The organism is Teichococcus globiformis, assembly GCF_042646265.1.
GTDB lineage: Bacteria > Pseudomonadota > Alphaproteobacteria > Acetobacterales > Acetobacteraceae > Pseudoroseomonas > Pseudoroseomonas globiformis.
Genome location: NZ_JBHRTN010000008.1, coordinates 568805 through 578944 on the forward strand (window position 1 = coordinate 568805; position 10140 = coordinate 578944).

A 10140-nucleotide genomic window follows, 5' to 3' on the forward strand; every position below is an offset into this window, starting at 1 on the left:
CCTGCGACAATCCAGTGGCCGAGCTGCCGGCTGGGGCGCCCGCCAGCATCGGGCATTGTCATGGAAGATTGCTGCGGCCGCAGGGGAGGATGCTCCCCTGCCGAAGGGGCGTGGAGGCCGGCTGCCCCTCACGCCTCCAGTTGCTTGAGCACGGCGTACAGCGCCGATTTCCGTTCAAAGCCGATGCCTGGGCTGTCGGGCAGGCGGATGCGGCTGTTCTGCACCGGCGTGTCGTCGGCGAAGCCGCCAAAGGGCGCGAACACCTCCGGATAGCTTTCATTGCCGCCGAGGCCGAGGCCCACCGCGATGTTCAGCGCGAACTGATGGCCGCCATGCGGCACGCAGCGGCGGGGCGACCAGCCATGCTGCGTCAGCATCTCCAGCGTGCGGAGGTATTCGACCAGGCCGTAGGACAAAGCGGGATCGAACTGCAGGACGTCGCGGTCGGGACGCAGCCCGCCATGGCGGATCAGGTTGCGGGCATCCTGCATGGAGAACAGGTTCTCGCCGGTGGCGATCGGGCCGTCGTAATGCTCGGCCAGCGCGGCATGGGTGCTGTAGTCCAGCGGGTCCAGCGGCTCCTCGTACCAGCGAAGCTTGTAGGGAGAGAGTGCCGCGGCGTAGCTCAGCGCCGCGTGCAGGCCGAAGCGGCCGTTCACGTCGACGCAAAGGCGGGAGCCGTCGCCGCCGAGCAGCGCCAGCACCGCCTCGATCCGCGCCACATCCTCCTTCAGCGCGTCGCGCAGCGCCGTGCCGGGTGCGCCGCCGATCTTCATCTTCACCACGGAATAGCCCATGCCGAGGTAGCGCTTCATCTCCTCGACCAGCGCGGACACGTCCTTGCCGGGATAGTAGTAACCGCCGGCGGCGTAGATCCAGGCGCTTTCATCGGCTTCCCCGCCACGGTAGCGGTCAGCGAGCAGGCGCCAGAGCGGCACCCCTTCCAGCTTGGCCGCCGCGTCCCACAGCGCCATGTCCAGCACGCCCACCGCCACGCTGCGCTCGCCATGTCCGCCGGGCTTTTCGTTGCGCATCATCGCCGCCCAGGCTCCGGCCGGGTTCAGCGTGCCCTCGGGGGTGGTGATCAGCGCCTCGGGCGCCTCGGCCAGGCGGGGGATGAAGCGTTCCTTCAGCAGCCCGGGCTGGGCGTAGCGGCCGTTGGAGTTGAAGCCGAAGCCGGTGGCGGAGCGGCCGTTTCCGTCTTCCACCGTGACGGCGACGATGCTCGCCGTCATCTTGGAGAAGTCGATATAGGCGTTGGCGATGTCGCTGCTGATGGGCGCGACGCCCTCGCGGATCTGCGTGATGCGCATGGTGTCAGATCGCCTTCTTGTCGCGCAGCCCGGCGATCTCCAGGGGGTCGAAGCCGAATTCCCGCAGCACCTCCTCGGTGTGCTGGCCACGGGCCGGGGTCGGGCGGGTAGACGGCTTCGCGCCGGCGAGCTGCATGGGCGGGCGCACGAGATCGATGCTGCCCAGCTCGGGGTGCTGGATCGGCCAGGCGAGGCCGAGGTGCTTCACCTGCTCATCGGCGAAGACCTGGTCCATGGAATAGACGGGGCCGCACGGCACGCCGGCCGCGTTGAACTTCGCGACCCACTTGGCGCCGTCATCGGTTTCCAGCTTCGCCTGGATCACCGCGTTCGTCTTGGCGCGGTTCTGCGAGCGCAGGGCGTCGGTGGCGAGGTCGGGGTCGGCGGCTTCCGCCTCGATGCCCAGCACCTCGACGATACGGCGCCACATCTCGCCACCGCCGCCGGCGATGTTGATGACGCCGTCGCGGGTCCGGAACAGGCCGGTGGGGATGGTGGTGGGGTGGTCGTTGCCGGCCTGCTTCGGCACCTCGCCCTTCATGGTCCAGCGGGTGGCCTGGAAATCCATCATCGCCACCATGGATTCCAGGAGCGAGGTGTGCACCCAGCGGCCACGCCCGCTCTGCTCGCGCTCCAGCAGTGCCACCAGGATGCCGATGGCGCAGTACAGCCCGGCGGTGAGGTCGGCGACCGGGATGCCGGCGCGCACCGGGCCCTGGCCCGGCAGTCCGGTGACGCTCATCAGCCCGCCCATGCCCTGGGCAATCTGGTCGAAGCCCGGGCGCTTCGCGTAGGGGCCGTCCTGGCCGAAGCCGGAGATGGAGCCGAGCACGATGCCGGGGTTGATGGCGGCCAGGCTGTCATAGTCGATGCCGAGGCGGGACTTCACGTCGGGGCGGTAATTTTCCACCACCACATCGGCCTGGGCCACCATGCGCTTGAAGGCGGCGAGCCCCTCGGGCGATTTCAGGTTCAGCGTCAGGCCGCGCTTGTTGCGGTGGACGTTCTGGTAGTCGGGGCCGAGCGTGTCGCCGCCCAGGCCCTTGCCGGTGTCGATCTCCTCCGGCGCCTCGATCTTGATGACGTTGGCGCCCCAGTCGGCCAGCTGCCGCACGCAGGTTGGGCCGGAGCGGACGCGCGTGAGGTCGAGCACGGTGAAGCGGGCGAGCGGCTGCATGGGGCGGGTTCCTCCTGGCGAATTGCGCAGGAGGTTAGCCGCCGCGCACCCAAAGGAACACCCGCGAGGCGCCGGGCGGAGGCCGGCCGGGTCGGCCTTCAGCCCAGCGGATCGTCGGAGAGCCGAGCGAAGGGGCCGTAAAGGTCACAAAGGTCGGTGGTCACGGTCAGCCGCGCATAGCGCAGCGGGGAGGCCGGCGCCTGGGTCTGCACGGCCAGGAGTTGCAGGCCATTGCGGTCGGTGAAGAGGCGATGGGGGAAGCTGTCGCCGTGGTGGATCACGAAGGTGTCACGCACCGCGTGGCCGCGGTCGCCGAGGTCGTGAATGGCCCAGCGACGCCACGCAATGGCCCAGCCTTCCTGGGTACGGGTCAGTACGCGCGGATCGGTCTTCTCATGCCGGGCGAAGAAGTCGCGATGGGTCTCCTGCAGCCGCTCCATCTCCTCGCGCAGACGGGCGATGAGCGGGTTGACCCTGGGCGGCGCGGCTGGCGGCGCCAGGTGGATGTCGCTGCCGCCGTAGCCGGTGAAGCGGTTGCGGCCGAAATCGGCGAGCGGCGAGGGTGCACGCCGCAATCCCGGCAACGGGCCCGGGCGGGGCGTGGCGGAATTCTTCCAAAGCTGGCTCATGGGCCTCTTGCCTCCTGATCGGACAGGCAGGGTGGCAGGGCCTGGTAAAGAATTCGTGGAAGGGTGCCTCGCCGCGGGCGAGTTCAGCCCTGGGCGACGCGGTAGCCCTCGGCCTCCACCAGGTCCGCGATGCGCTGGCGGGCCAGACTGGTGGTGGCCGTGACGGCGCCCGCCTTCAGGTCCACCGCCACGGTGGCCGAGGGGTCCTCCGCCCGGATCGCCTCGGTCACGGCGCGCACGCAGTGGTCGCAGCTCATGCCGTCTACCTTGAGGGTCACGGAGTCGTTCATGCCTGTCTCTCCAGTTCTTCGAGGATGGGGCAGTCGGGGCGGCCATCGCCATGGCAATGCGCCGCCAAGTGCCGCAGGGAATGGGCCATGCGCTGCATCGCCTCCGCTTTGGCTTCCAACGCCGCCACGTGGTCGAGCGCGATGCGTCGCACATCGGCGCTGGCCCGGTTGCGGTCCCGCCAAAGTGCCAGAAGGCGCCGCACATCCTCCAGCGGGAAGGCCAGGTCGCGCGCGTGGCGGATAAAGCGCAGCACGGCGATGTCGGGCGCCGCGTAGTCGCGATAGCCGTTCTCCAGCCGGCGAGACGCGACCAGCCCCTGGGTTTCGTAGTGCCGGATCATTTTGGCGCTGAGCCCCGAGAGCCGCGCCGCCTCGCCGATGTTCACGATCCCGCCCTCCAGCGTGTCAGAAGCAATGCATTGGCCAGCACCGCCACGGAGGAGAACGCCATGGCGGCGCCCGCGACGGCGGGGGACAACAGGCCAAGCGCCGCCAGCGGGATGCCCAGCGTGTTGAAGCCGAAGGCCCAGACCAGGTTCTGCCGGATGGCGCGCAGGGTGACGCGGGTGATCCCCAGCGTCGCCGGCACCAGCGCCGGGTCAGGCCGCAGCAGCGTAACATGCGCAGCGGCGATGGCGGCATCGGTGCCCGAGCCCATGGCGATGCCGAGATCGGCGGAGGCCAGCGCCGCCGCGTCGTTCACCCCATCGCCCACCATGGCGACACGCTCGCCGGATTGGCGCCATCGCCCGACCTGCTCCGCCTTGCCTTCGGGCAGAACGGCGGCGGCGATGCGGGCGATGCCAAGGGTGCGACCCACCGCCTCCGCGGCGGCCTCGCTGTCGCCGGTCAGCATGGCGGTGCGCACGCCCTGTTTTGCGAGGGCACGAATGGCGGCAGCGGCGGTGGGGCGTGGCGTGTCGGCGAATTCCAGCAGGGCGAGCGGGCGCTGCGCCGCCGGGTCGATCAGCCAGGAGAGGGTATGGCCGCGGCCCTCCGCGGCCTGGGCGGCGCCGCCCAGGACCCCCGGCTCGGCGCCGCTTTCGACCAGCAGGCGGGTGCTGCCGAGCAGCAGGCGGCGGCCATCCACCACGCCCTCGACGCCACGGCCGGGCAGTGCGCGAAAGGCGTCGGCGGGGCGGGCCTTGCCGGCTTCGTCCAGCACGGCGCGGGCGAGCGGGTGCTCGCTGCCGGCCTGCAGCCGGGCGGCGGCGGCCAGGGCATCCTCGCGCAGGGTTTCCGGCGCCGGGTGCAGGGCGGCGAGGTGCGGTCGCCCTTCCGTCAGGGTGCCGGTTTTGTCGAAGGCGACCAGGGTGATGCGGCCGGCCTGCTCCATCGCCGCCGCGTCACGGATCAGGATGCCGGCGCGGGCGGCGGCTCCGGTGCCGGCCATGATGGCGGCGGGCGTGGCGAGGCCGAGCGCGCAGGGACAGGCGATCACCAGCACGGCCACGGCGTGCAGGGTGGCGGCGGCGAGCCCGGCGCCGATCAGCAGCCAGCCACCGAAGGTGAGCAGAGCCGTGACGACGACGATGGGCACGAACACGGCGCTGACGCGGTCCACCAGCTTCTGCACCGGAGCACGGCTGGCCTGGGCCGCCTGCACCAGTGCCGCCACCTGGGCGAGCCGGGTTTCGCCACCGACGGCGGTGGCGCGCAGCACGATGCGGCCATCCAGTGCCACGGTGCCGGTGGCGACGGTGTCGCCCGGGTGCTTCTCGACGGCGCGGCTCTCACCGGTCAGGGCGCTTTCGTCCACGCCTGAGGCGCCTTCCTCAACCTCCCCATCGGCCGGGATGCGCTCGCCTGGACGGACAACGATGCGGTCGCCGATGCGCAGGGCGGCAGCGGGCACTTCGCTTTCGTTGCCCTCGGCATTCAGGCGGCGGGCGGTGCGGGGGCGCAGCGCCAGAAGGGCGGCGATGGCGGCGCCCGTGGCGCGCCGGGCGCGTGCCTCCAGGAAGCGACCCAGCAGCACGAAGGCGATGATGATGGCGCTGGCCTCGAAATACAGATGCGGCTCGCCAAGCCAGAGGTGCGCCAGAGACAGCAGGAAGGCGGCACTGGTGCCGGTGGCGACCAGCAGGTCCATGTTGCCGGTGCCGGCCCGCAGCGCGGCCCAGCCAGCACGGTAGAAGCGGGCGCCGAGCCAGAATTGCAGAGGCGCGGCCAACAATGCCTGAGCCCACCCCGGCGGCATCCAGTGCCGGCCAAAGGCCATGCCGGCCATGCCGATGATGAAGGGCGCTGCGAGGGCGAAGGCCAGCACCAGATCCATGGTGCGGCGGCGGTGGCCGTGGTCGGCTTGTGGTTCGCCGGCCTGGTCCGTCTTGGTGAGGCTGTAGCCGGCCCGGCTCAGCGCGGCGGCCAGCGCGGCGTCGTCCAGACCGGCCAGCACGCGCAGGTGCGCGCCTTCGGTCGCAAGGTTGACAGAAGCATCCAGCACGCCGGGCACGGCCTTGAGCGCGCGCTCCACACGTCCCTGGCAGGACGCGCAGCTCATGCCGCCGATCCCGATGTCCCGAACCTCCTCCACCAGCCCATAGCCGCTGCGGCGAACGGCCTCGGCCAGGGCAGGGAGGGGGGCGCTGCCTTCCACCGCGGCGGCGCCGCTGGCCAAGTTGATATGGGCGGCGGTGACGCCGTGGACCGCGCGCAGCCCGCGTTCCACCCGTCCGGCGCAGGCGGCGCAGCTCATGCCGGAGATCGGCAGGGAGAGCGATGCGGCGGGTGCGGTGACGTCGGGCATGGCGAGGAGATGGAGCTTCCCATAATGGGAAGGTCAAGGCCGCTCTCCCCGATTGACGGCGCCGCTCCGCGAGAACACATCCCTGCCATGACATTTCGCCGACCCTTGCTGCTCTCCCTTGCCATGCTGGGGGTGCTGGCCGCCCTGCCGGAATCGCGCCGTCCGGCGCTGGCTCAAGCCGCCGCGCCCGCGGAGGCGCCTGCCGAAGCGCGCGTGCAATTCGCCAACCGCACCGGGCAGGAAGGACGCAGCCTGTTCGTTGTGCGGTCCGGACGGGCCGACTGGGGCCGCAACCTGCTGCCGGGGCCGATGCCCAGCGGCAAGGTGTTCAACTTCCGGACCGAGGCCGAGGCAGGCTGCCGCTTCGACCTGCGCTTCGTGGCGGCCGATGGGCGTGAGGCGGTGCTGCGCGGCCGCGACATCTGCCAGGGGCCGCGCATTGCGCTGGAAGCGGAGGATCTGCGCGCCGTTTCCACCAGCCGGCCGGCGCCGGGCGAGCCCAATCCGCGCGCCCGTGTGTCCTCCGGCACTGGCTTCGTGGTGGCTCCGGACCGGGTGCTGACCAATCAGCACGTGGTGGGCGGGTGCGGCTCCATCTTCATCCGCACCGCCGACGGGCGAACCCTGCCGGCGGTGCCGCCGGCGCGTGTCGATGCCGGGCTGGACTTGGCGCTGCTGTCGGTGCCGGGCAATCCGGGCGAGGTGCTGTCGTTCCGCAACGCCCCTGAGGTGCGCCGGGGCGAGGGGGTCATCGCCTACGGGTTTCCCCTGCCGGGACTGCTTTCGTCCGATCCGAAGCTGACGCGGGGCGAGGTGAACGGGCTGAACGGGCTGGGCAACAATCCGGGCCACTACCAGATCAGCGCCGAGGTGCAGCCGGGCAATTCGGGCGGTCCGCTGCTGGACCTGCGCGGGCATGTGGTGGGAGTGGTGGTGAGCAAGCTGCATGCCCAGAACATCGCCAAGCGCACCGGCGACATTCCGCAGAACGTGAACTTCGCCGTGAAGGGCGGAGCGGCGCAGGACTTCATGCGACGGGCCGGGCTGACGCCGCGCGGCGCCGCCAGCACCGGTCCGGAGCTGGGTGGGGCCGACGTGGGCGACATCGCCAACCGGGGCACGGTGTTTATCCGCTGTGAACGCTAAGGAGGCTGCCATGGAGGAACCGACCCCCGCGCTGGAAGCGCTGCGCCACGCCGAGGCGGGTCGCTTCGATCCGGCGCACGCCATTGTGCAGGCGCATGAGGGGCAGGCGGACTGTGACTGGATCCATGCGCACCTGCATCGCTGGGAAGGTGACGCGGGCAATGCGGCATACTGGTACCGCCGGGCAGGCCGGCCGGTGGCCGGCGGTGACCTGGTGGCGGAGCGCGCGGCGATCCGGCAGGCGCTTGAGCGCGATCGCTGAAGGCGAAGCGGGAAGCGCGCGAGCGGGGCGGCAAGCCCGGGTCTTAAGCCATGTCCGCGATCAATGGACGGCGTGGCCGGATCGGCACGTGCCGCTGGCCGGCTCGGGTCCGATGGCTGGGGAAGAAGCGGGCTATGGCAGGCGGGCCAGCAACGCCTCGGCCTGAGCCAGCTCTCCCGGAGTGTTGGCGTTGAAGAACGGATCGGGGTCGGCTGTGAAGTCGGCGATGGCGCAGCCCAGGCTTTCGGCCCAACGCCCGACGCGCTCCTCCCCCCCGGCCAAGGCGTCGGCCAGTGCCGCCCGGCATGAGACCGGCCACAGTCCGGCCGGAGGATGCCGGCGACCCTTCGAGGCCGCCATTGCGGCGGTGGTTCCTGCGGCTTCCCGCTCGGAGTGGAGCGAGGCGACGAGGCCGGGAGGAAGGAACGGTGTGTCGCCCGGCACGGTGACGAGCCAGGCGCAGCCCGGGCAATGCGCCGCCGCCCAGTTCAGCCCGGCGAGGATGCCGCTGAGGGGGCCGCGCGAAGGCGGCTCATCCGCCACAACGGGCAGCCCGAAGGCGGCGAAGCGCGTGGGGTCGCCATTGGCGTTGAGTGCCAGCGCGTCCACCTGCGGTTCCAGCCTCGCCATGACGTGCCGCAGCAGCGGCTGGCCGCCCAGGAGGCGAAGCGGCTTGTCGCCGCCGCCCATGCGGCGGGCGGTTCCGCCGGCCAGGATGATGCCGGCTGTCCGATCCCGCATGGCATCGCCCCTTCAGGTTGCCGCAGAAGATGATGATGACGCTGGACCGGACCGTGGAGGGCTCCCGGTCTGCCTTGTCCGGCGGCGAGACGCCCAACGTCGCCGTCCGCGACGGCCGGGCCGCGACGGCCGGGCCGCGGCGGCCTAGGCCTCGCCCCGCGCCACCTCGTAGAGAGCGACCGCCGCGGCCACTGACACGTTGAGGCTCTCCATGACGGGGGAGATCGGGAGCCGTACCAGTTCGTCGCAGGTTTCGCGCTGCAAGCGGCGCAGCCCGGTATCCTCGGCGCCGAGCACCAGCGCCACGGGGCGGTCGCGCGGCCTGGCGCGGGCCAGCTCGGCCTCGGCCTCGGCCGCCAGCCCCATCACCCAGTAGCCACGCTTCTGCAGCAACTGGATGGTGCGGGCCAGGTTCACTTCCCGTGCCAGGGGAACGATGTCCAGCGCGCCGGCCGCGGCACGGGCCATGGCACCGGTTTCCGGCGGGGCGTTGCGGTCCTGCATCACCACCGCCGCCGCCCCGAAGGCCGCCGCCGAGCGCAGCACGGCGCCGACATTGCGCGGGTCGGTCACCTGGTCCAGCAGCAGCACCGTGCCGCGGGACGCGTCCAGCGCATCTTCCAGATCGGCTGGCGGCAAGAACTCGGCCAACAGGGCGACCCCCTGGTGCACGGCGTCCTCGGTGAGAAAGGTTTGGAAGCGGGCACGCTCCACACGCTCGGGCTGGAGACGCCCCTGGTTGGCGCCAAGTGCGGCCCAGGGCCTCGGGCACAATGCCTGCAGCGCCTGCTCGGCTTCGGCGGTCAGCAGCAAGCGGCGCGGGCGGCGTCGCGGGTTCCGCAGCGCGGCGGCCACGGCGTGCAGGCCGTAAAGCCAGAGGGTGTTGGCCTCCAGCTTCTCGCGCGGCTGCCGGGGATCGGCCGGAGCGGCGCGGAACGGCGCCTCGGCCCCGCCCTCACGGGCGGGACGCGAGCCGGGGCGGGCGCGATGCGGCGCCTCGGCAACGTCGTGGCGCCCGGATTGCGGACGGGAGCCGGCCGGCTTCGGTGCCGGGGCGTTGCCATGCGGGGCAGCCGGGGCGCCGCCATGGGGTGCGCCATGCGGCTTGCTGTCGGGGCGGGTGTTGCGGCGCGGGCCTTCCGGCCGGCGGGGAGGGCGAGACATGGGCGCATCCTGCGGATCGGCGCCGCCAGCGCAAGCGGTCTGTGGCGCGGAGGTGCCCGGCGTCTGGCGCGCGAAGGGTGTCCGGCCAGGGGAACGGGCTGCTTCGGGCGGCCGGGAGGCAAAATTCCTGGTCGGATCGCGGAATCTTGCGGGACGGCGGGGAGGGCGCGTTGACAGGAACGGCGAAAACCGGATAGAGCGCGGCGCTCCCGCCGGCCGGGGACAGTGCGGAGGGGTGCCCGAGTGGCTAAAGGGGACGGACTGTAAATCCGTTGGCTCACGCCTACGTTGGTTCGAATCCAACCCCCTCCATACCGGCCTGCTCACGATTTAGCGTCGTGGGGTGGCCGGACCACTTCATTCCCGGTTGGAGGCGCCACGGTGGGCGGCCTATGATGCGTGGGCCGGGCACGGTGCGGGTGTAGCTCAATGGTAGAGCCCCAGCCTTCCAAGCTGGTTGTGCGGGTTCGATTCCCGTCACCCGCTCCACGAACCGGCGGGCGGCGATGCCACGGAGCAGATGGTGCGCCGGCTATCGGCGCTTGACCGACAGGGTGACCGATACATGGCGAAAGCTAAGTTTGAGCGGAACAAGCCGCACTGCAACATTGGCACGATCGGGCATGTGGACCATGGCAAGACGTCGCTGACGGCGGCGATCACCAAGGT

General features: G+C 71.4%; 11 protein-coding genes and 2 tRNA genes. 5 read left to right on the forward strand and 8 right to left on the reverse strand.

Features of this window, described 5'->3' with window-relative positions; translation table 11 throughout:
* Positions 1-128: 128 nt before the first annotated feature.
* The 6 genes from ACFOD4_RS10000 to ACFOD4_RS10025 form a co-directional block, all read right to left on the reverse strand.
* Positions 129-1313: an enolase C-terminal domain-like protein gene (locus tag ACFOD4_RS10000; protein WP_379596036.1), complete on the reverse strand. Its 1185-nt coding sequence runs from the start codon at positions 1311-1313 to the stop codon at positions 129-131.
* 4 nt (positions 1314-1317) lie between these two features.
* Positions 1318-2490: a CaiB/BaiF CoA transferase family protein gene (locus ACFOD4_RS10005; protein WP_379596038.1), complete on the reverse strand. Its 1173-nt coding sequence runs from the start codon at positions 2488-2490 to the stop codon at positions 1318-1320.
* 98 nt (positions 2491-2588) lie between these two features.
* Positions 2589-3119, reverse strand: coding sequence for a hypothetical protein (locus tag ACFOD4_RS10010; protein WP_379596040.1), 531 nt, complete (start codon positions 3117-3119; stop codon positions 2589-2591).
* A gap of 83 nt (positions 3120-3202) precedes the next feature.
* Complete coding sequence (locus ACFOD4_RS10015; RefSeq protein ID WP_379596041.1) at positions 3203-3409, reverse strand: heavy-metal-associated domain-containing protein; 207 nt, start codon at positions 3407-3409, stop codon at positions 3203-3205.
* Positions 3406-3795, reverse strand: coding sequence for a Cu(I)-responsive transcriptional regulator (gene cueR, locus ACFOD4_RS10020; protein ID WP_379596042.1), 390 nt, complete (start codon positions 3793-3795; stop codon positions 3406-3408). Before cueR ends, ACFOD4_RS10015 begins: the two co-directional genes overlap by 4 nt.
* The gene (locus ACFOD4_RS10025; protein WP_379596043.1) at positions 3792-6158 is read right to left on the reverse strand and encodes a heavy metal translocating P-type ATPase; all 2367 of its coding nucleotides are present in this window, start codon (positions 6156-6158) and stop codon (positions 3792-3794) included. Before ACFOD4_RS10025 ends, cueR begins: the two co-directional genes overlap by 4 nt.
* 87 nt (positions 6159-6245) lie before the next feature.
* Here ACFOD4_RS10025 and ACFOD4_RS10030 point away from each other — a divergent pair, with 87 nt between their 5' ends.
* Entirely contained in the window at positions 6246-7304 is a 1059-nt protein-coding gene (locus ACFOD4_RS10030; protein ID WP_379596045.1) for a S1C family serine protease, read from the forward strand.
* A gap of 10 nt (positions 7305-7314) precedes the next feature.
* The gene (locus ACFOD4_RS10035; protein WP_379596046.1) at positions 7315-7566 is read left to right on the forward strand and encodes a hypothetical protein; all 252 of its coding nucleotides are present in this window, start codon (positions 7315-7317) and stop codon (positions 7564-7566) included.
* A 132-nt stretch (positions 7567-7698) separates the two neighbouring features.
* On the opposite strand, the gene mobA is transcribed toward ACFOD4_RS10035, so the two are convergent.
* Both mobA and rlmB read right to left on the reverse strand, forming a co-directional pair.
* Positions 7699-8307 carry a molybdenum cofactor guanylyltransferase MobA gene (mobA, locus tag ACFOD4_RS10040; protein WP_379596047.1) on the reverse strand — a complete coding sequence of 203 codons (609 nt, stop codon included), beginning with the start codon at positions 8305-8307 and terminating at the stop codon, positions 7699-7701.
* Positions 8308-8451: 144 nt separating this feature from the next.
* Entirely contained in the window at positions 8452-9471 is a 1020-nt protein-coding gene (gene rlmB / locus ACFOD4_RS10045; RefSeq protein WP_379596048.1) for a 23S rRNA (guanosine(2251)-2'-O)-methyltransferase RlmB, read from the reverse strand.
* 229 nt (positions 9472-9700) lie between these two features.
* Between rlmB and ACFOD4_RS10050 the strand changes: the two genes are divergently transcribed.
* The 3 genes from ACFOD4_RS10050 to ACFOD4_RS10060 all read left to right on the forward strand — a co-directional run.
* Positions 9701-9783: transfer RNA gene (locus ACFOD4_RS10050), tRNA-Tyr, on the forward strand.
* Between the two features lie 103 nt (positions 9784-9886).
* Positions 9887-9960, forward strand: a tRNA-Gly gene (locus ACFOD4_RS10055).
* A gap of 76 nt (positions 9961-10036) precedes the next feature.
* Positions 10037-10140 (forward strand): GTP-binding protein (locus ACFOD4_RS10060; protein WP_146208931.1); only part of this gene is annotated, 104 nt, incomplete at its 3' end.